A 19,542-nucleotide genomic window follows, 5' to 3' on the forward strand; every position below is an offset into this window, starting at 1 on the left:
GGATTGCCTGCCCAACTCCGCCATGCGCAAACGCCGATTGCCCCCAAAAGCATCATCGCACCGCCCGCCTGGGCATCGATCGCCACCTTCCCCCACCTCGCCTGTCATCCCACTCCACCCGTGCAGACTTCAAACTGTCCCCGTTGCGCCATCACTCTGCAAGCCCCCGCCGCTAGCGCCCCGCTCGAGCCGGCAGAACCTAGCCGGCAGCAAAACCAAAGGGGTAGCAATGAAATTTCTCACGGGAAGCGCCGTCGTGGCGCTCCAGTTCGCGTGCGCGTCGGCATTTGCGCAGACCGCGCCGCAGGACCGCACCACCGCCGAGGCCGACGCGCCCGTCGAGGATGGCAGCATGATCATCGTCACCGGCACGCGCGATCGCTCGCGGACGCAGTTCGACACGCTCAGCCCGATCGACGTGCTCTCCGCCGACGCGGTCCAGTCCAGCGTCTCGGGCGACCTGTCGGACACGCTCGCGCAGCTGCTGCCGTCGTTCAACGTCCAGCGCCTTCCCGCCGCCGACGGCCAGGCGTTCGTCCGCCCCGCCACGCTGCGCGGGCTGTCCGCGGACCAGACGCTCGTGCTCGTCAACGGCAAGCGCTATCACCGCTCGGCGCTGCTCGGCACCCGCGGCGCGCAGGCGCCCGACCTGGCCGGCATCCCGTCGCTCGCGATTGGCCGGATCGAAGTGCTGCGCGACGGTGCCTCGGCGCAATATGGCTCGGACGCGATCGCCGGGGTGATCAACATCCTGCTCGACGACACGCCGGGGATGACGGCGTTCAGCCAGTTCTCGCAATATTACAAAGGCGACGGCAAGGAATATCAGGGCGGCGTCCGCGCCGGCGTTCCGCTCGACGATCGCGGCAGCATCGTCGTCACCGCCGAGATCGACCATAGCGAAGCCACCTCGCGCACCCGCCAGCGCCCCGATGCGATTGCGTTCCAGGCCGCCAATCCCGGCCTTGCCGTCCCCAACCCGGTCCAGCGCTGGGGCCAGCCCGACGAGGAGCGGCTGCGCGGCGGCGTCGACGCGAAGTATGAATTTTCGGACGCGGCCACGCTCTATGCGTTCGGCACCGTCCAGTCGGGCGAAGGCGTCACCGACTTCAACTGGCGCAATCCCTCCGCCACCGCCAGCGTGTACAACGCCAGCACCGCCTTCCCCGGCTTCAGCTTCAAGACGCTCTACCCCACCGGCTTCACCCCGCGTTTCGCGACCAATTACAGCGATTACCAGGGCGATGCCGGGCTGCGCGGCTCGCTCAGCGAGCGGCTGACCTATGATCTCAGCGCGTCGCTGGGCCGCAGCCGCATCGAATATTCGATGACCGAGAGCCTCAATGCGTCGATGGGCCCGGCCAGCCCGACCAGCTTCTATCTCGGGCGCCTCGAACAGCGCGAATTCAACCTCAACGCCGATTTCGTCTATCGCCTGCCGATCGGCGGCGCGGAGCCGCTCAACATCGCGTTCGGCGCCGAACGCCGGGTCGAGACCTATCAGGTCTCCGCCGGCGACCCCGCATCCTACACGATCGGCGCGGGTGCGGCGACGGGCCTCGCGCCCAATTCGAACGGCTTCCCCGGCTTCAGCCCGGCGAGCGCGGGGACCTTCAACCAGACCAGCCATGCCGGCTATGTCGACCTCGAATGGCGCCCGGTGACGATGCTGACCCTTGGCGCGGCGGGCCGCTACGAGGATTTCTCGGCGTTCGGCGACACGTTCAACTACAAGCTGTCGGCCCGGATCGAGCCCGTCCGCGGCATCGCCGCCCGCGCCACCTATTCCACCGGCTTCCGCGCACCCACCCCGGCCCAGCTCAACACGTCGCAGACCACCCAGGGCCTCGATACCAACTCGATGACGATCTACACCCAGGGCCGGCTCGCCCCCAATGATCCGCTCGCGATCGTCTATGGCGCCAAGCCGCTGACCCCCGAAACGTCGAAGAACCTCACTCTCGGCCTCACCGCCAAGTCCGATTTCGGGCTGAGCGCCAGCGTCGATCTCTACCAGATCGACCTGAACGACCGCTTCAGCCAGTCGCGCACCTACGCGGTGCCGGCGGGCGAGGCCAATCCCCAGCATTATGCCTCGATCAGCTTTTTCACCAACGACTTCGACACCCGCACCCGCGGCATCGACGTCGTCCTCGGCCTCACCCGCCCGGTCGGCCCGGGCCGCGCGACCGCGACGATCGCGTACAACTACAACACCACCAAGGTGCAGAGCGGCGTCACCGCGGCAATCCCCAACGAGACCCAGCGCCGGGTGTTCGAGGAGCGCCTGCCCCAGAACAACGCCACCGGCGCGCTCGGCTATGATCTCGGCCCGGTGTCGCTGCTCGCCCGCGCGCGCTATTACGGCGCCTGGACCGACGTTTCGGGCAACGCCACCGGCGAGCAGTTCCAGCGCTTCGGCGCCATCGCGCTGTTCGACCTGTCGGCAAGCTGGCGCGTCGACAACCACCTGACCCTGCGCGCGGGCGCGGAGAATATCTTCAACACCTACCCGGCGGAGGCGACCAACCAGGCGGTGCGCGGGCTGATCTATTCGCGCAACGCCCCCTACGACACCGATGGCGGCCAATATTATGTCCGCATGGGGCTTACCTTCTAAGGCTCCCGCACCTGCGGGGCCGGGAGCGCACGCTTCCGGCCCTGCCCTGCCGCATCGCGCGCCACGCGCCGCTCCGCGCGCCGGATCTCGCGCTCCAGCGCCTTGTTGGTCTCCTCCCGGCTCGCCACCAGCGGGGTGAACCCCGCATGCGGCCGCCCCTCGACGATGTTCGCCCGGCGATAGCCCAGCAGCAGCAGCGCGTTCTGCGCCGACATCCGGTCGAGCGTCTCGGGCAGCGCATCGGCCTCGTCGCGCCACGCGCCCAGTTCGGTGCCGTCGGGCTGGAGCGACTCGATCGCGTTCGCCACCAGCGCCAGTTCGAGCCGCGCATAGCCCTCGGCCAGCGCCGCCTCCATCTCGCGCGCAAAGTCCGCCGATCGATAGCGCCGGGCATAGATCGCGTTCCACCCGATCCCCGTCGCCTCTGCCGACAGCCGCACATTGGCCGTCGCCGCCAGATGCGCGAGGAAGGTCCGCTCGCCCTTCGCGGTCAGCAGCCCCTTGGGCGATCGCCGCACCTGGATCATCCGCCCGCGCGACGCCCGCACGGTATATTCGCCCCCGGTGCTGATGTCGGAATCCCCCTGCGGCACCGCAGTCCCGCCCGCGACAAGCTGCGCCTGCGCAAAGCTCACCGCCGCATCCCATTCCGCCGCAAAATCAGGATTGCGCGCCCGGCGCTGATAGATCGCCTTGCGCGCGATCCCCACTTCCTCGGCAGCCATCGTCGCATTGCCCGTCCGCCGCAACGCCTTCAGAAACCGCGCAGACTGCCGCGCGCGCTGTGCCCTGGTTCCCCGCATGATGTGCCCCCTCGGTGATGTAAGAGGCGGGTACAGGTTGCGCGTGAAATCCTACAAGTCAAGGGGGGGGGGGGGTGCCGCGCAGTTGACAGCCAGCGCAGCCTGCGTTGAGGTGCGCCATGGGCCGCAATCGCCGACCGTCGAAGCAGATGCTGCTCCTCCTCGCCGCTTTGTCCTGCCGCACCCGACAATGGCGGCATGGCTATGACCTGATGAAGGAAACCGGGCTGAAGTCCGGCACCCTCTATCCGATGCTGATGCGCATGACCGATCAGGGGCTGGTCGAGGCCGAATGGCACGCGCCCGAACAGCCCGGCCGCCCCGCCCGTCACGCCTATCGGCTGACCACGGCCGGGATCGCCTTCGCGCAGACCGCCACCGACGACCCGCCCGTCTCGACCGACGTCGCCCTCACATGACCGCCGCCGTCGCGCGCGCGGTCATGGCATTGGCGGCCCGCTGTCTGGGTCCCGGTCGCCAGCAATGGGCGCTGGCGATGCAGGCGGAGTTCGACGCTGCCGTCGAGGACGGAAAGCCACTCGCCTTCGCACTGGGCTGCCTCGTCGCGGCATGTCGCGAAGGCCTGCAACAGGACGAAGGCCAGTTCGTCCTCGCCCAATATCTGCTCGCGCTTGCCTTGCTCCTCCCGATGGCGGCGCTGCAGGTCGATCAGGCGGTCGGCTTCCTCCTCACCCCCGGCGCCGGGCTCCCCTATGGCATGGTCGCAAACCATGCCGCGCAGAACCCCTATCTGATCTGGTCGCAGAACAGCGCGCTGCCGGTGCTGCAATTGCTGTGGCTGTCGCTCGGCGTCGCGCATCTCGGCCTGGCATGGGTGCTCGTCGAGGGCGACTGGACGCGCGTCGTCAAGCTCGGCGCGCTGATCGGCGCGGCGACGATCACTCTGTCGGTGTTCACCGGCGTCCTGCTGCTCGATATGTCCCTGCTGATCGCGCATGGCCCGAAGCGGGCGATCGCCCTCGCCGCGATCCTCGCCACCGCCCGCTGGCACGCCCGCCTCTCCCACCCCACCGAACGCCTCGCCCGCTAGCCCTGCCCGGGCGCCCGCGCCGCTTTTTCTACCCGCCTGCCCGCGGACGCTTGCTGATAGCGGTCGCGAGATTTAAAAGGAACCGGGCACAATGGCGCCCACTGGAGCCTGGCGGAGGCAAACCCTCGTAGGCGATTGTCTCCTGCTCCATCACTTACTACATGGGCATAAAATCGCTGGAGTCGAAGTGACCACCTACTCATCACCGCCGATTATTGAAGCCGTGATCGAAGTACGGTTCGGTGAGCCCGCGAAGGACACTCGCTTGCTCAAAGCGAGCGACTGGCTGAAGCCAAGGTATTCAAACGTATCTATTGAGGAACAGATCGAGGCAAATGTAGATTTCCCGACGAGACATGCTGAGTTCGTTTCCGGGGGTCGCCGTTACCGCCATAGCTCTGACGATTTGGCCGACGCTGTTGTACTATCGCATACCGGCGTGGCTTGGACGCGCCTTGCACCATATGAAGGTTGGGATCAGTTCTTATCTCGGGCCAGTCAAGAGCTGAAAAGCGTACTTAAGGCTTTAGCCTCGCCCCGCTTAACGCGCATAGGCTTAAGGTTTATAAATAGAATTGATGTACCGTCGGATATTGACGGCCTTGCCCACTATGAGGAATATATCAATTACCGCATAGAGGCGGGACCGCTTATGGAACCGTCAATGGGGTATCAGTGGTTGATCCGAAGCCATCATTCTAATCATAATTTGATCGCAATACTACAGTCAGCGACGGTGCCGCCCGAAATTCCTGGAACGTCCGCTTTCACACTTGATATCGACATCGCTTCAGTGGAGAATGTCCCACAGTCAAGTGACACCGTCTCAGAGAAGTTGGGACATATGCGCGAACTAAAAAACGATATTTTTGAAGCTGGAATCACTGAGAAAGCAAGGGAGCTTTACCGCTAATGCTTGCCAATCAAATTTTCGAGATCAGCCCAAGGCTCAATCCTGCAGCATGGGTCACCGAGCCGGAAGAAACCAGCAGCGCGATTAAGTTAGTGCAGCCCGCGACTCAACGCCTCGCTGTTTCGAGCGAACCAAAAGCGTTTTCGCGCAATGTGGGTAGGGCATCTGGAGACAGCGTAGCGGAAATGCTCTTCGAGGCAACTGCAAACGCAAAGGTCTGGACTTCTAAGGTCGCGATGCACCTACGCGGCGACGCTCGCACTAGACTATTTCGGCAACTTGACCGACTTCATGAATTGGATGAGTGGCACGAGAGCGATAAGCCCGTGTCCATCGAATCATATAAGACGCTGGTGCGAGCCATTGTGTATCATGGCATTAATAGTCGCCCCGCCCTTGCACTTATGCCGGATGGAAACATAATTGCTCTTTGGCAAGACGGCCATGATAAACTAACTGTCGAGTTTATGCCCGAAAATCGTACTCGTTGGACTGTCCAAAATTTCACGGATAGCGGGCCAGAGAGAACCTCGAGCAATAGCCCATTGGAACGCTTAAGGGACGTTCTCGCCCCCTACGGCGCAGAGCGATGGTTTGATGGTAGCTAGAACAGCCGTTCCTGACTCACATCACGTGATGCGGTACATCTCAGCCGCCAAACGATGGGTTCACCCAGACACTCTCGAACGAGGCGGCCCTTCATTAGCGGGGTTCAAACTGAGGGAGGAGGATAACGGCGGACTTTCCGTCACCGAAGTTGAGTATTTTGGTGATTTTTCTTATGAAACGCGGGCGGCGGCTGCAGTTGCACACCGACACGCACTCCAAAGCAAAAAGCTTGGATCCCAAGCCATTTTCGCTTGGGCGAAGGTCGACGACGTAATTGCAGCAGGAACTATTTACGGGAAGAAGCTGCGCATCGTGCATGATCCGGTTGCAGGAAACCCAGGTCATGCTGAGGTTAGGCACTTCAAAGACGATGATCTTGATATACTTGATCATTTTGCATCCAACGTATTTGTTGAATTTGCGGTAGTGGCCGAAATGGGCCTACCATGACGCTTTTTCTTCTACCCAATTCACCGATCCACCGCACGGATCAAGCCCGCCGCCTAGCCGAAACAGGCTAACGCACGCCCCCCCCGCTTGACTCTCCCGCCCACCCCGCTATGTGCGCGCCTTCGCATATCCGGTTCGCCGGGCATGCGTGCCGTCCGAGACAGCGAGTGACCGGGTTCTGCCGGTCTTAATCTCTCGCCAAGACGGGGACAGATTTTTTCGGGCGCCGCAGTCGATGCGTGCGTTCCGGTCGTGCCGGGGGAATGCCTCCTGGCCCGGCGATCCTGCCCCTCGGACATAGTGTAACCGAAACGGGGGCCTTTGGCGTCCGTTTCCTAACGAGGAGACCGGCATGGATCGTTCCCAGAAGGCTGATGCCGTTGCCGAGCTGAACCGCACCTTTAACGAGGTTGGCGTGGTGGTTGTCACCCGCAATCTCGGGATGACCGTCAAGCAGTCGACGGACCTCCGCAACAAGATGCGCGACGCCGGTGCGAGCTACAAAGTCTCGAAGAACAAGCTTGCCAAGATTGCTGCCGAGGGCACCGATTATTCGGTGATTGCGGACCTGTTGACGGGTCCGACGGCGCTTGCCACCTCCGTCGATCCCGTGGCTGCGGCCAAGGTGATCTCGGACTTCGCCAAGACGAACGACAAGCTCGAAATCGTCGGCGGGGCCATGGGCAAGCTGCTGCTCGACGCGGAAGGCATCAAGGCGCTTGCCTCGCTGCCGTCGCTGGACGAACTGCGCGCCAAGCTCGTGGGGCTCATCGTGGCACCCGCGACCAAGATCGCGACGATCACCCAGGCGCCGGCCGCCCAGATCGCACGCGTTCTGGCTGCGTACAGCGAGAAGGAAGCCGCGTAAGACCGCGGCGTCCTGAGACCTTTATTTCCCTGAACAACCTGATTTGACTGGAGTTTTAATATGGCTGACCTGAACGCAATCGTCGAAACGCTCTCCGAGCTGACCGTCCTTGAAGCCGCCGAGCTGTCGAAGCTGCTCGAAGAGAAGTGGGGCGTCTCCGCCGCCGCAGCCGTCGCAGCAGCCCCCGCCGCCGGCGGCGGTGCAGCCGCTGCAGCGGTCGAAGAGCAGACCGAATTCGACGTGATCCTGACCGGCGACGGCGGCAAGAAGATCAACGTCATCAAGGAAGTACGAGCAATCACCGCCCTCGGCCTGACCGAAGCCAAGACGCTCGTCGAGAGCGCGCCGAAGGCCGTCAAGGAAGGCGTGTCGAAGGACGAAGCCGCCAAGATCAAGGCGCAGCTCGAAGCCGCTGGCGCGACTGTCGAGATCAAGTAAGCTTCGCCTGCCATCCGGCAGCGAAACAGGAAGGGGGCGGTCCGGCGACGGGCCGCCCCTTTTCCGTGAGGCGAAGGTCAGGCGGCGGGCTTATGGTATCGCGTCGCGGCCAGCGCACCTGCGGGGGCCGGGCGATCCAGCCTGAGCGGGCCCAGCTTGCCGCCCTGCCCCGGCATGCCGAGCATGAAATCGGCCCCGAAGCGCCGGATGCCCAGCCCCGCCCGCCAGCGCAGATCGACCAGCAGCAGCGGCACGAAGATCGGGCGCCCGCCCAGATCGACGACATGAACCTCCTCGCGCGGCAACGCGATCCGCAGCGCCAGCCGCCCGCCCTGTCCCGGCGCCAGCGCAAAGGGTGGCGCGGCGGGGTCGGCGATCGGCGCCGCATGGAACCCGGCGATCCGGCGATCCTGCTCCGCGCTGGCGCTGATCGCCGCCACCGATACGCGGATCGCGTCCGCGGCCTCGGGCTGGAGATTGGCGAGGCGCAGTTCGAATTCGAACAGCATCGCGTGCGGCGCAAACGCCACCCGCGCATCGGCGAGGGCCAGTTCGAAGGGCAGAGAGGGGGTCGGCGGTGCGGCATCCGCATGCGGCTTGGCGGGCAGGAGCGGCGCCGGGCGCGGAGGGACGGGTGGCACGGCGACGACGGGTACATCCGCCACGGCCTCCGCACCGCGACGCCTGCGCCATCGGCCGGCGCCGAGGCCCGCGAGCGTCGCCCCGGCGGCGCCCAGCAGCAACCACAGCCAGCCCAGGCCGGGCGGTGCCGCGGTCGGTGGCGAAGCGGCGGAGGGTGACGGCTCCGCCACCGGCGATGCGGGCCTGGCCGGCGGAACGAGCGGAGCGCCTGGCCCGGGCGAGGCACGTGCCCCGGGATCGCTGCCGGGCTGAACCGCGGGACGCACGGTGCGCCGCATCGCGCTGGGCTGCCCCCTGGGCGCAGGCGCTCGTACGCGAGGCGTCGGGGTCGCCGTAGGGACCACGATCGGGGGCGGTGCGAGGGTTGGCGTCGGCGTGGGCGCGCCGATGCTGAACCGGCTGGGCGCGATGCCGGGGATTGCGGTGATAGCGGGGGTCGCGCTCGGCGCGGGGGTGGGCGCGTCCTGCGCGCGCGCCGCGCCGGCCAGCGCGAGCGCCGCCAGCGATGCTGCCCCGCCTATCTTGCAACCGTTAAAACCCACCCCACCGCACTATGCCGCCAAAGGTGAATTGAAGCTGCACGCCGCGCGATCGCCGCGCAATTCGCCGGGTTGGCGGATCGGTTCACCTCGCTTACAGGCCGCGCGGGGGGGCCGGGCGTGCAACAAATGACACATTCCAGTCAGCTCGGCTACATCGCCGGCGTCGACGGTTTACGCGCGCTGGCGGTGGGCGCGGTGATCCTGTTCCATCTGCGTCCGCACCTCCTGCCCGGAGGCTTTACCGGGGTCGACATCTTCTTCGTGATCTCCGGCTTCGTTGTCACCGGATCGATGCTCGGGCGGGAGTTCGACAGCTTCGGCGCGCTTGTGCGCTGCTTCTACGCGCGGCGGCTGGTGCGGATCATGCCTGCGCTGGTCGCGATGCTGCTCGCGACGCTGCTGGCATCGCAGTTGTTCATCCCGCGCGCGTGGCTCAGCGAAAGCGCGGCACAGGTCGCGCGCTTTGCGTTCGTCGGCCTGAGCAACATCGTGCTCGCCACCGATACCGACAGCTATTTCGGCCCGCAGGCGGCATATAATCCCTTCACCCATAGCTGGTCGCTGGGGGTGGAGGAGCAATTCTACCTCGTCTTCCCCTTCCTGCTGTGGTGGCATCAGCGCCTGCAGGGCGGACAGCACGCGATCCGCGTCGTCGCGGGATTGACGATCGGATCGCTGGTGATCGCAGCGGTGCTGACCTGGCTCGCGCCCAAATTCGCCTTCTACCTGATCGTGTCGCGCTTTTGGGAGCTTGGCGCGGGCATGCTCCTGCTGCTCACCGCCGATAGCTGGGGGCCGTGGCTCGCGGGGGCGCGGCGCGGGGTGCAGCACGCCATTGGCCTGGCCAGCGCTGCGCTGGTCCTCGCGGGGCTGGCGATAGCCGAGGGGGCGGCCTTCCCCTTCCCGCTCGCGCTGCTCCCGGTGCTGGGCACGATGGGGCTGATCGCGGCGCTGTGTGCGACGCGGACGCCGCTCACGCGCCTGTTCGCGAGCCCGCCGATGGTCGCGGTCGGGCTGCTCTCCTACTCGCTCTATCTGTGGCACTGGCCGGTGTTCGTCCTGTTCCGCTGGACGCTCGGCCTCGACACGGGCGCGCTGGCGCTGGCCGCGCTGGCAATCGCCGTCGCGCTGGCATTGCTCTCCTATTTCCTGGTCGAGCGGCCCCTTCGCTGCACCCAATGGATCGCGGTCCGGCGGCGCGGGCCGCTGCTATGGAGCGGCGGCGCGCTGGTCGTGGCGGCTGCGCTCGGCGGGCATCTGATGATCGTGTCGCACGACGCGCTCAGCTTGAGCGTGACACGCGACCGGACGGCATGGTATTCCGAAGCCGGACGCCCCCTCCCCCCGGCGTTCGCGCATTGCACGCTGCGCAGCGAGGAGACCCGGCTCGCCGGCGGCACGCTGCGGGTGGTGACTCCCGAAGGCTGCACCCGCCCCGCTGCCGGCTTCACGCTCTTCGCGCCGGGGGATTCGCACGGGCTGGCCTATGTCGCCGCCTATGAGCAGCTCGCCGCCGAGCTTGGCGTGCCGGTCCGCACCTATTTCCGCGCGGGCTGCCCATATCTCAAGCTGATCGAGACGATGGCGTCGCGGCCCCGCTGCGCGTCCTTCTACGCGGCGGTGCTGGCGGACATAGGCAAGGCGGCCAGGCCCGGCGACATCGTCTTCCTGCCCGGGCTGCGGTTAACCCGGCTGGTCAACCAGTTCGAGGGCGATCGCGACCTGGAGGCGCCGCATGACGACCGCGTCTCCCCCGAAGCGCTGGCCGAGGCGCAGCGCGTGCTCGCCAGCCTCGCCGGCAATGGACGCTCGCTGGTGCTGGAGGCGCCCAAGCCGCTGTTCCGCAGCCCCATTTTTCGCTGTTCGGACTGGTTCAACCGCGACAACCCCATCTGTCGCGGGGGCAGCACCGTGCCGCGGGACGAACTGCTCCTGCTGCGCAGCCCGGTCGTCGCGGCGATGAATACGCTGGCGCTGCGCCAGCCGGGGCTGACACTGTGGGACCCCTTCCCCCTGCTGTGCCCCGGCGACCCGTGTCAGGCGCTGCCCGGCGGGCGCCCGCTATTCTTCGACGGCGATCACCTGAGCGGTCTGGGCAACGATCGCCTCTTTCCCGCGCTGCGCGACACGCTGCTGGCGATCAGGGCAGCTTCACGGTCTGGAACGGAAGCCCTGACAGCTCCGGCAGCGCCTTGAGCTGCGGCTCGACGGTCTTGAGGTCACCGACGACGACCAGCGTCATCCGCGCGAGCGGATAGCCCGAGCGCGCCGCCGCCGCCATCTGCTCGGGCGTCACCGCCAGCACCGCGGGCACATAGGTGTCGGTCCAGTCGGCGGGCAGCCCCAGCACGTCGCGCGTGGCCAGCGTCCCCACCACCGCGCCCGAGGTCGAGTTCATGATCGCGAACAGCCCCGCCATATAGGTGCGGATGCCCTTGGCCTCTTCGGCGGGAACCGGCTCGGTCTGCATCCGGCGGACTTCCTTGAGCACCTCCGCCAGCGCCGGGCCGGTGACGTCGGTGGTCACGTCGGCCTGAAAGCCCCACAGCGCCTCGCCGGGGCTGAACTCGGTGTCCGAATAGGGCGAATAGGTATAGCCCTTGTCCTCGCGGATATTGCGCGTGATCCGCGAGCTGAACGCCCCGCCGAGCAGCGCATTGGTGACCCGCGCGGGAATATCCTCCGCCGATCCCGCCAGCGGTGCGTCGAAGGCGAGCCGCAGCGTCGTCTGCGGCGCGCCGGGGCGGTCGACCAGGATCACCTGCGGCCCCGGCTTGTGCGGCGCGGGCAATACGATCGGGTCGGGCCCCGCTGCCCATCCGCCCAGCGCCTTGGCCACTGCCGCCTTGACCGTCGCCGCGTCGAATTTTCCGGCGATGTAGAGATGCGCGCGCTTCGCCCCGAACTGGCTGGCGTGGAAACCGCGCACATCGGCGATCGTATAGCCGGCGAGCTGCGCCTGGCTCGGCACGGCGCGGCCATAGGGATGGTCGGGGCCATAGACGGTGCGGCCGAGCGCGATGTCCGCCACCGATCCCGCCTGCGACAGCGCCACCGACAGGCGGCGGCCCAGATTGGCCTTGACCCGCGCCAGTTCCGCCTCCGGAAGATCGGGCCGGATCGCGACATCGCCGACCAGCGCCACGGCGTCCGCGGCAAATTCGGAGAGCACGTTCATCGAGATCGCAGTCGTCTGCGTGCCCGCCCCGACGCTCAGGTCGCCGCCCATCGCCGCAGCCGCCGTCGCGATCTGCGCGGACGAGCGGCCCGCGGCCCCCTCTTCCATCATCTCGGCGGTGACGTCGGACAGCCAGGTGCGCGCGCCCTCGGTCGCGTTGCCTGCGCGCACGCGGAGCTGCACGACCACCTTGGGCGCGATGCCATAGGGAATCAGCGTGACCTGCACCCCGTTGGGCAGCGTATAGCTCTCGGTCGCGGGCAGCCGGAACGGCTTGGGCTCGCCCACCGGCGGCGGCGGCGGAAAGCTGTCCTGTGCGAGGGCGGGGGTGGCGAGGCTAGCGGCGGCGATTGCCAACAGGCTTGCGAACAGGTTCGGGAACATGGTGCGCGCCATCACTTCGCTCCCTGCGACGGGGTTGCGCCCGCGGCGCCCGGCTCGATCGCGTAGACCGATCGATTGGTGCTGCGCAGATATTCGCGCGCGGTCTTCTGGATCAGCGCCGGCGTCACGCTGGCGAACCCCTGCTCGATACGGTTGACGGCATCGGCGTCATTGTCGAACAGCGCATAGCTGGCGAGCAGGTCGACCAGCCCGATCCGCCCCCCGCCGTCAATCGTGCCGTACAGCTCCGATCGCATCTTGGTCCGCGCCCGCGCCAGCTCCGCCGCCCCGACGGGCGTCGCCTGCAACTCGGAGATCACGCCGTCGATCGTCTTCGTGATCTGCGCGGGGCTGTGCGCGGGATCATGGGTGAAGTTGAACGCCCACAGCATCGGGCCGTTATAATTGAACATGTTGCCCAGATCGGCATTGATCCCGCCGTCGATCTCCCCGGCGATCCCGGTTTCCTGCACCAGCTTGCGCGACAGTCGGCTGTCGGCGCCCTGGAGCAGGATCTGGTCGATCAGCCCCATCGCATACCATTCGGGGGTCCCGCGCGGGGGCACGTGATAGCCCGCGGCATAGCCCGGCTTGGGCGCGAGCGCGTCGACGCGGCTCTTGAACTTCTCGGCGGTCTGGCGCGGTTCGGAGATATCGGGTCGCGGCACCGGCGCCGATTTCGGGATGCCGCCGAAATATTTCTCGATCATCGCGCGCGTCGCGGCGTAATCGAGGTCGCCGGCGATCACTAGCACGGCGTTGCCGGGCCGGTAATAGGTGTCCGAAAAGGTCTTGGCATCCGCGACCGTCGCCGCTTCGATCTCGGTCAGGTCGCCATAGAAATTATGGCTGTTATACCAGTTGGTGTTCGCCAGCATCGGCAGGTCGATCCACGGCCAGGTGCTGTATGGCTGGTTGAGGACGTTGACCTTCACCTCGTTGCCGACGACGCCCTGCTGGTTCTTGAGCACCACATCGTCGATCACCGGATTGGCCATCCGGTCCGCCTCGAGCCACAGCATCCGCTCGAGCGCGCTCGACGGCACCACTTCGTAATAATTGGTGAAATCGAACCGCGTCGATCCGTTATTGACCCCGCCCGCATTGGTGATCGTCGTGTCGAACACCCCCTTGGGCGCGTGCTTCGATCCCTGGAACATCAGATGTTCGAACAGATGCGCGAAGCCGGTGCGGTCGCGCGGCTCGACGCGAAAGCCGATGCCGTAATAGACCGCGACGGTGACGGTCGGCGCGATGCTGTCCCTGGCCAGCACGACCTTGAGCCCGTTGGGCAGCGTGAAGCTGCGCGACTCGACATGGAGCGTCTGCGCGGCCGGCGGCGCCTGCTGCGCGCGCGCGGCGCCGGGCAGGACAGCACCGGCGATCGCAAGCGCCAGACTCCATTGCTTCATCGATCGAACCCCCGTGGCGGATAGCAGCCGCAAGGGCTAGCACTCGCCTGGGTCAGTGGAAAGACGCTCGCGCAGGGCGCAGCGTCAGTTCCGCCCGCCGAACTTCTCGATGATGCGCCTGGCCTCTTCCTGCTCCTTGTCCTCGCTCTGCATGCGCTCGGCGATCCGCGCCTTGATTGCGTCGAGCGACATCGCCGGGTCGTCGGCATTCGCCGCCGCCTCGGCTTCCGCCTCGGCCTGCGCGAGCGCGGCCCGTGCGCGTGCGGCGCGCTCCGGCTGCTCGGCGGCGATGCGCTCGGACCAACTCAGGCGCGGCGTCGACGGGGCAGTCGCATCGGGCGAGGCCTCGGGCGCTTCCGCGCGCGCGTTGCGACGCCGGAAAGATATCCGGAAAAGATAGTACATCCGCGCCGCATAGAGCACCGAGACCACCGCCGCGCCGGCGCTCGCCAATATATACCATTTGGCTTCGGAATGGGGCCGAAACTGCACCAGCCAGTACATCGCCCCGCCCAGCGTCGCGGTCAGCACGAAATAGCCCAGAAACTCGAGGGCTTCCAGCAAGTACGCGCGGACGACAACGGGGCTCATCGGGCAGTTCCTAACCAGCGCTCGGCCCCGATGGCGGTCAGCGGAACCCTTGCTCTGTCTGGCGGCGACAGGAAGTGCTCACTCGCATATGTTCCTGCGCCGCGGCGTTGAATTACCTGCGCATTATAGGAGAACTTGGCAAAGCGGTGGGGACTGGCGCCGCAAAAATGCGGCCCTGCGCGACGCGCCGCGGCTCTCCCCCGCCAGTGCGGGAGAGAGCCGCGGATCGGCTATTTCGCCTGTGCCGCCGTCTGGTCGACCGGCACCACCGGCAACAGCACCGCGCTCGACTGCGCGCCGCCATAGACGATCGAAACCGTCGCCTTCTGATAGTCCTCGGGCTTGGCGAAGAAGATATTCTCGACGTACTTCTGTGGGTTGCGATCATAGACCGGGAACTGGCTCGACTGGATCTGCACCATGATCCGGTGCCCCGGCAGGAAAGTGTGGTTCACCGTTGGCAGCCGGAACTTATATTCCTGCACCTTGTTCGCCGGGATCGGCGACGGCTTCTCGAACGAATTGCGATAGCGCCCGCGGAAAATGTCCATGGCGATCGGAAGCTGGAAGCCGCCCATTTCCTTCTTGCTGGCCATCTCGTCCGGATAGACGTCGATCACCTTCACGACGAAATCGCCGTCGGTTCCCGTTGTCTTCGCAAAGATATCCGCCAACGGCGCCCCCGAAACGCGCACCGGCTCGGTCAGCACCTCGGTCGAATAGGTCAGCACGTCGGTGCGGCCATCGACGAAGCGCTGATCGGTGACCAGATAGGTGCTCCAGCGCCCGTCGCTGAAATTAATCGGGCGCGGCAGATGCGGGACCGGCTTGGCGGGGTCGGAGACATAGCTGTCCTGTCCTGCCCCCGGCTTGGCGAACCCCGCGGCCTCGCCCACGCCCAGATACAGCGGGGTCAGCTTATCCTCGGGCGCCAGCGGCCAGTGGTTGAGGTAGTCCCAATGGTTCTCGCCGCTGTTGTAGATGCTCGCCTTTGCCGGGGTGAAGGCGGGCGCGCCGTCCTTCAGATAGGCGTTGAAGAACGGCAACAGGATGTCGCGCCGCGCCTGGAGCGCGGTATCGCCTTCGAAGGCAAGGTCGCCCAGCTTCGACCCGTCATAGTTGAACCCCGAATGGCGCCACGGCCCCATCAGCAGGAAGTTCTTGTCGGCCTGCGGCGTCTTCTGCAGCTCCTCGAAACTGTGGATCGCGCCGTACATGTCCTCATGATCCCACAGCCCCTGTTCCCACAGCGTGGGAACGTTGGAGGGGTTCTTCGCCAGCAGCTTGTCGAGCGCCTGCCCCTGCCAGAATGCGTCATAGGCGACGTGCTGGCTCAGCCGCTGCCAGAAGGGCAGCTGGTCATAGCCATATTTCTTCGCCCAATCGCCCGCCGATCCGATCTTGCGGAACGTGTCATAATCGTCCCAGCCACCGTCCGGCGGCGTCGGGCCGCCCGCCTTGTAGCCGGTGATGCCCGAGATCCAGCCGATATTGGGCAGGCGGAACGCGCCGTGGTGGAACCAGTCATCGCCCATCCACCCGTCGATCATCGGGCTTTCGGGCGCCGCAACCTTCAGCGCGGGGTGCGGGTTGAGCAGCGCCATGACGACGGTGAAGCCCTCATAGGACGACCCGAGCATCCCGACCTTGCCGTTGCTCTCGGGCGTGTTCTTCACCAGCCAGTCGATCGTGTCCCACGCATCGGTGGTGTGATCGACCTTGGTCGGGTTGAGCGGCCCGACCGGCGGGCGGGTTACGACATATTCGCCCTCGGACCCGTTCTTGCCGCGCACGTCCTGGAACACGCGGATATAGCCGGCCTTGACGAAGACCTCGTCGCCTTCGGGCAGCATCGACAGCATCTGGGGGCTGTTCATCCGGCGCGTGCGCCCCGCGGCGTTGTACGGCGTGCGGGTGAGCAGGATCGGCGCGCCCTTCGCGCCCTTGGGGATCATCAGCACGGTGAACAACTTGGTCCCGTCGCGCATCGGGATCATCACTTCGCGGCGGATATAGTCGTTGCGCTCGGCGGGGATGACGAATTTTTCGGGGATGTCGTTGAAGCCCGGGGTGCGGGCGGCAGGGGCATCCTGTGCGCTGGCGAAGGTGGCGGTGGCAAGCGCGGCGCAGGCGAGCCCGGCGCGCAGGATATTATTGGTTTTCATATGTCTCCCCGATGGTCGGATACCCATGGGATAGTATCGCTTCGATCGCTTGGGAAGCGGGCACCGCAGCGTTTGCGCGACCGGCACGAAAGGGGCAAACCACCCTGTTAATCCGGCACTCACCCCGGAACTCAGGCACTTCACAACGCTACAACGGTTCCGCCACGGGGTTTGACACTCCGAGCCCCCTTCCCTATATGGCTTCCACACCACAGCACCGGGAAATGATGCGTCGTCGCGCAATGCATCGGTCGAATTGGCGCTATGGTTCTGACAAGACGCTGGAAGCTGCGCGGGGCCGGAGACATAGCTGTCCTGCCCTTCCCCCGGCTTGGCGAACCCGGCGGCCTCGCCGGTGCCCAGATATAGCGGGGTCAGCTTGTCCTCGGGCGCCAGCGGCCAGTGGTTGAGGAAATCCCAGTGGTTCTCGCCGCTATTGTAGATGCTCGCCTTTGCCGGGGTGAAGGCAGGCGCGCCGTCCTTCAGATAGGCGTTGAAGAACGGCAACAGGATGTCGCACCGCGCCTGGAGCGCGGTGTCGCCCTCGAAATTCAGCGCGCCCAGCTTCGATCCGTCATAGTTGAAGCCCGAATGGCGCCACGGCCCCATCAGCAGGAAGTTCTTGTCGGCCTGCGGCGTCTTTTGCAGTTCCTCGAAACTGTGGATCGCGCCGTACATGCCCTCGTGATCCCACAGCCCCTGTTCCCACAGGGTCGGCACGTTCGAGGGGTTTTTCGCGAGCAGCTTGTCGAGCGCCTGGCCCTGCCAGAACGCACATAGGCAACATGCTGGCTCAGCCGCTGCCAGAAGGGCAACTGGTCATAGCCATATTTCTTCGCCCAATCGCCCGCCGAGCCGATCTTGCGGAACGTGTCATAATCGCCCCAGCCAACGTCGGGGGGCGTCGGGCCGCCCGCCTTGTAGCCGGTAATGCCCGAGATCCAGCCGATATTGGGCAGGCGGAATGCGCCGTGATGGAACCAGTCATCGCCCATCCAGCCATCGATCATCGGGCTTTCTGCTCCTGGATGTTGAGGCCCGGAATATAGTTGGAGAGCTCGTCGAGATCGTCGACGCCCAGACGCTTCATCTGCTCCTGGGTGACGGCGGTGATGGTGATCGGCACGTCGCGCAGCTTCTGTTCGAACTTCTGCGCGGTGACGATGATGTCCCCGCCCGCCGCGCCTTCCTGCGCCGTGTCCTGTGCGTACGCGGCAGTAGCCTACACGGTGGCGAGCAGTGCGACGACGAGACCCGATTTCTTCTTCATGGTTTCCCTCCCTGGTTCGGGGAGGCCGTTGGCGGGCGAATGTTAAACTTGGGCTGCAATGCCGCGACAATCGTGTTGCAGTCCACGAAAATCCGGGGCGGCGGACCACCAAGCAGGTCGGGAACGTCAAACCCGCACGATCGCCGCGCGAGGGAAACTCAACCGGGTAGTCGCCGCCGAAATTGCGGAAGCCGGATCTGCCGGCGCAGTTCCTGCGCAGGCTTCTCCACCAGATACCACGAAAGCGCCGCGAACGGAACGACCGCAACGAGCGACATCAGTGCCAGCAAATGGGGCTCGACATGCGGTATGCAAATTCGAAACACCTGCATGACGGGCATGTGGTAGATGTATACGCCGAAGGAATAATCAGGAATTCTCGGTCCGAACGGCAGAGACCGTACGCTCAAAAAGGCGATGCAGAGGATCCAGTAGCAGACGGCGAACGCGCGAACCACATCGGCAAAAAAGTAGGAGCGCGTCAAATATACGAGCACCAGGCCCACCAGCGCTCCCGCCCAGGAAAGCTTGATCCGATCGCGATTGGCATAGGCGGCTGCACCGATTGCGAAGGCAGTCCAAAGGCGAACGATCTGCTCGGGGAAATAGATGTGCGTCCAGGACCGTGCCTCCAGCCAGTGATGCACCGGCGGATAGTTGAACACGAGCGCCGAAACGATCAGCGTCGGCAAAATGACGAGGTTGAAGCGTCGCCGCCTCAGAAACCCTACCGCCGACAAGGTCGCAATGGCCGCATAGCAGCTAATTTCCCAGCGGATGGTCCAGAGCGCGCCGTTGATCGAACACAGCGCCATCCCCGTATCCCCGTTCTCGGGGCAATACACACCCGTCAGGAAGTATTTGGGCACCAGCAACTGGTTAATGAAAATGAACGAAAGCGTCTCACGGCCAAAGAAATACTGGCGCAGCGGCGCGACGGTGAAGAAGGAATAAATGACCGCCGCAACCAGGCACATGACGAACATGCCCGGCCAGATGCGCATGAATCTGGAGAGCGCGAACGCGCTGATCGAGGGATTGCGCTCCAGGCTGCGATACATCAGGAAGCCGGACAGCGAGAAAAACCCATTCACCGCCAGCCAGGCGATCTGACGACCGAAGATCAACGACGTCTCGTCGATGTGCCCCATCGATTCAACCGCATGGGTGTAGATCACCGCGCTCGCTAACATGAGACGAAGCAAGGTAAAATTGTTACGATCCGCCTTCAGCAGATCGTCCGTTACTGACAATGCCACACTCGCCCCCCGGTATGTCGGTCAGCCGCCCCCGCCGACGTGACCGCGGCTATCATTTCGCCTTCGACATTGCAACCGAACGAGGTCAAGCGCAACTAGGCCAGCGAATTCATACTCTTGCGTGCCACTTCGCAGATGGTGAACATCTCGTGCCGATCGGCGACCCTCGCCATTTGACACACCCTCCCCGCGCCCCTATATGCCCGCTCCAGCCCTTCGATCGGGAAATGGTGCGCCGTCGCGCAGCGCACCGCACGCATGGATCGGAACGGCTTGTCAGACGCCCCGAAGCTGCCGAAACCCGATAGGGTGTCGTGCGGCCTTTTCGCGTCCTTTTGCACGTCCCG

The 19,542-nt window shown here is 65.4% G+C and carries 16 protein-coding genes and 1 pseudogene; 8 read left to right on the forward strand and 9 right to left on the reverse strand.

The genetic code is table 11. From position 1 onward, the window contains the following. The first annotated feature begins 229 nt into the window (after window positions 1–229). Window positions 230–2,620, forward strand: a complete 2,391-nt coding sequence (locus tag TS85_RS10490) for a TonB-dependent receptor plug domain-containing protein (protein WP_044332062.1) — start codon at window positions 230–232, stop codon at window positions 2,618–2,620. Here TS85_RS10490 and TS85_RS24075 read toward each other — a convergent pair. After that, window positions 2,617–3,423, reverse strand: coding sequence for a hypothetical protein (locus TS85_RS24075; protein ID WP_155006367.1), 807 nt, complete (start codon window positions 3,421–3,423; stop codon window positions 2,617–2,619). The genes TS85_RS10490 and TS85_RS24075 overlap by 4 nt on opposite strands. A gap of 119 nt (window positions 3,424–3,542) precedes the next feature. On the opposite strand from TS85_RS24075, the gene TS85_RS10500 reads away from it, so the two are divergent. The 6 genes from TS85_RS10500 to rplL all read left to right on the forward strand — a co-directional run bounded on the left by TS85_RS10500 (window position 3,543) and on the right by rplL (window position 7,752). Beyond that, entirely contained in the window at window positions 3,543–3,842 is a 300-nt protein-coding gene (locus TS85_RS10500) for a PadR family transcriptional regulator (RefSeq protein WP_044332063.1), read from the forward strand. Then, complete coding sequence (locus TS85_RS10505) at window positions 3,839–4,474, forward strand: hypothetical protein (protein ID WP_044332064.1); 636 nt, start codon at window positions 3,839–3,841, stop codon at window positions 4,472–4,474. The genes TS85_RS10500 and TS85_RS10505 overlap by 4 nt, the downstream gene beginning before the upstream one ends. Before the next feature lie 187 nt (window positions 4,475–4,661). After that, the gene (locus TS85_RS24625) at window positions 4,662–5,387 is read left to right on the forward strand and encodes a TIGR04255 family protein (protein WP_162184713.1); all 726 of its coding nucleotides are present in this window, start codon (window positions 4,662–4,664) and stop codon (window positions 5,385–5,387) included. A 633-nt stretch (window positions 5,388–6,020) separates the two neighbouring features. Further along, window positions 6,021–6,446, forward strand: coding sequence for a hypothetical protein (locus tag TS85_RS25365; protein WP_155006368.1), 426 nt, complete (start codon window positions 6,021–6,023; stop codon window positions 6,444–6,446). A 352-nt stretch (window positions 6,447–6,798) separates the two neighbouring features. Further along, a complete protein-coding gene (gene rplJ, locus TS85_RS10510; protein WP_044332065.1) occupies window positions 6,799–7,314 on the forward strand; it encodes a 50S ribosomal protein L10 in 516 nt (171 codons plus the stop codon). 60 nt (window positions 7,315–7,374) lie between these two features. Then, window positions 7,375–7,752, forward strand: coding sequence for a 50S ribosomal protein L7/L12 (gene rplL, locus TS85_RS10515; RefSeq protein WP_044332067.1), 378 nt, complete (start codon window positions 7,375–7,377; stop codon window positions 7,750–7,752). Between the two features lie 77 nt (window positions 7,753–7,829). On the opposite strand, the gene TS85_RS10520 is transcribed toward rplL, so the two are convergent. Continuing rightward, window positions 7,830–8,564 carry a hypothetical protein gene (locus TS85_RS10520; RefSeq protein ID WP_044332068.1) on the reverse strand — a complete coding sequence of 245 codons (735 nt, stop codon included), beginning with the start codon at window positions 8,562–8,564 and terminating at the stop codon, window positions 7,830–7,832. A gap of 498 nt (window positions 8,565–9,062) precedes the next feature. On the opposite strand from TS85_RS10520, the gene TS85_RS10525 reads away from it, so the two are divergent. Next, entirely contained in the window at window positions 9,063–11,132 is a 2,070-nt protein-coding gene (locus tag TS85_RS10525) for an acyltransferase family protein (RefSeq protein ID WP_155006369.1), read from the forward strand. Here the strand turns inward: TS85_RS10525 and TS85_RS10530 are convergent. The 7 genes and pseudogenes from TS85_RS10530 to TS85_RS10550 all read right to left on the reverse strand — a co-directional run bounded on the left by TS85_RS10530 (window position 11,077) and on the right by TS85_RS10550 (window position 19,195). After that, a complete protein-coding gene (locus tag TS85_RS10530) occupies window positions 11,077–12,510 on the reverse strand; it encodes a M16 family metallopeptidase (RefSeq protein WP_052507846.1) in 1,434 nt (477 codons plus the stop codon). The two genes, TS85_RS10525 and TS85_RS10530, sit on opposite strands and share 56 nt — an antisense overlap. After that, window positions 12,510–13,910 (reverse strand): M16 family metallopeptidase, encoded by a 1,401-nt coding sequence (locus tag TS85_RS10535; RefSeq protein ID WP_044332070.1) that lies wholly within the window; start codon window positions 13,908–13,910, stop codon window positions 12,510–12,512. Before TS85_RS10535 ends, TS85_RS10530 begins: the two co-directional genes overlap by 1 nt. Window positions 13,911–13,994: 84 nt before the next feature. Then, window positions 13,995–14,501, reverse strand: a complete 507-nt coding sequence (locus tag TS85_RS10540; RefSeq protein ID WP_044332071.1) for a hypothetical protein — start codon at window positions 14,499–14,501, stop codon at window positions 13,995–13,997. 230 nt (window positions 14,502–14,731) lie between these two features. After that, window positions 14,732–16,666: a CocE/NonD family hydrolase gene (locus TS85_RS10545; protein ID WP_044336149.1), complete on the reverse strand. Its 1,935-nt coding sequence runs from the start codon at window positions 16,664–16,666 to the stop codon at window positions 14,732–14,734. A 648-nt stretch (window positions 16,667–17,314) separates the two neighbouring features. Beyond that, a pseudogene (locus tag TS85_RS26410) lies at window positions 17,315–17,386 on the reverse strand (hypothetical protein); the annotation flags it as partial. 286 nt (window positions 17,387–17,672) lie between these two features. Beyond that, window positions 17,673–17,792 carry a hypothetical protein gene (locus TS85_RS26335; protein ID WP_407082116.1) on the reverse strand — a complete coding sequence of 40 codons (120 nt, stop codon included), beginning with the start codon at window positions 17,790–17,792 and terminating at the stop codon, window positions 17,673–17,675. A gap of 302 nt (window positions 17,793–18,094) precedes the next feature. Beyond that, the gene (locus tag TS85_RS10550) at window positions 18,095–19,195 is read right to left on the reverse strand and encodes an acyltransferase family protein (RefSeq protein WP_155006370.1); all 1,101 of its coding nucleotides are present in this window, start codon (window positions 19,193–19,195) and stop codon (window positions 18,095–18,097) included. Window positions 19,196–19,542: the final 347 nt, after the last annotated feature.

It is taken from the genome of Sphingomonas hengshuiensis (assembly GCF_000935025.1).
In the GTDB taxonomy this organism is placed as follows: Bacteria; Pseudomonadota; Alphaproteobacteria; order Sphingomonadales; family Sphingomonadaceae; genus Sphingomonas; species Sphingomonas hengshuiensis.

What these genes read in the sequence shown, in the direction of transcription:
- TS85_RS10490 (WP_044332062.1), top strand. Translation starts at nt 230, where the DNA reads ATGAAATTTCTCACGGGAAGCGCCGTCGTGGCGCTCCAGTTCGCGTGC.
- TS85_RS24075 (WP_155006367.1), bottom strand. Translation starts at nt 3,423, where the DNA reads ATGCGGGGAACCAGGGCACAGCGCGCGCGGCAGTCTGCGCGGTTTCTG.
- TS85_RS10500 (WP_044332063.1), top strand. Translation starts at nt 3,543, where the DNA reads ATGGGCCGCAATCGCCGACCGTCGAAGCAGATGCTGCTCCTCCTCGCC.
- TS85_RS10505 (WP_044332064.1), top strand. Translation starts at nt 3,839, where the DNA reads ATGACCGCCGCCGTCGCGCGCGCGGTCATGGCATTGGCGGCCCGCTGT.
- rplJ (WP_044332065.1), top strand. Translation starts at nt 6,799, where the DNA reads ATGGATCGTTCCCAGAAGGCTGATGCCGTTGCCGAGCTGAACCGCACC.
- rplL (WP_044332067.1), top strand. Translation starts at nt 7,375, where the DNA reads ATGGCTGACCTGAACGCAATCGTCGAAACGCTCTCCGAGCTGACCGTC.
- TS85_RS10525 (WP_155006369.1), top strand. Translation starts at nt 9,063, where the DNA reads ATGACACATTCCAGTCAGCTCGGCTACATCGCCGGCGTCGACGGTTTA.
- TS85_RS10530 (WP_052507846.1), bottom strand. Translation starts at nt 12,510, where the DNA reads ATGGCGCGCACCATGTTCCCGAACCTGTTCGCAAGCCTGTTGGCAATC.
- TS85_RS10535 (WP_044332070.1), bottom strand. Translation starts at nt 13,910, where the DNA reads ATGAAGCAATGGAGTCTGGCGCTTGCGATCGCCGGTGCTGTCCTGCCC.
- TS85_RS10540 (WP_044332071.1), bottom strand. Translation starts at nt 14,501, where the DNA reads ATGAGCCCCGTTGTCGTCCGCGCGTACTTGCTGGAAGCCCTCGAGTTT.
- TS85_RS10545 (WP_044336149.1), bottom strand. Translation starts at nt 16,666, where the DNA reads ATGAAAACCAATAATATCCTGCGCGCCGGGCTCGCCTGCGCCGCGCTT.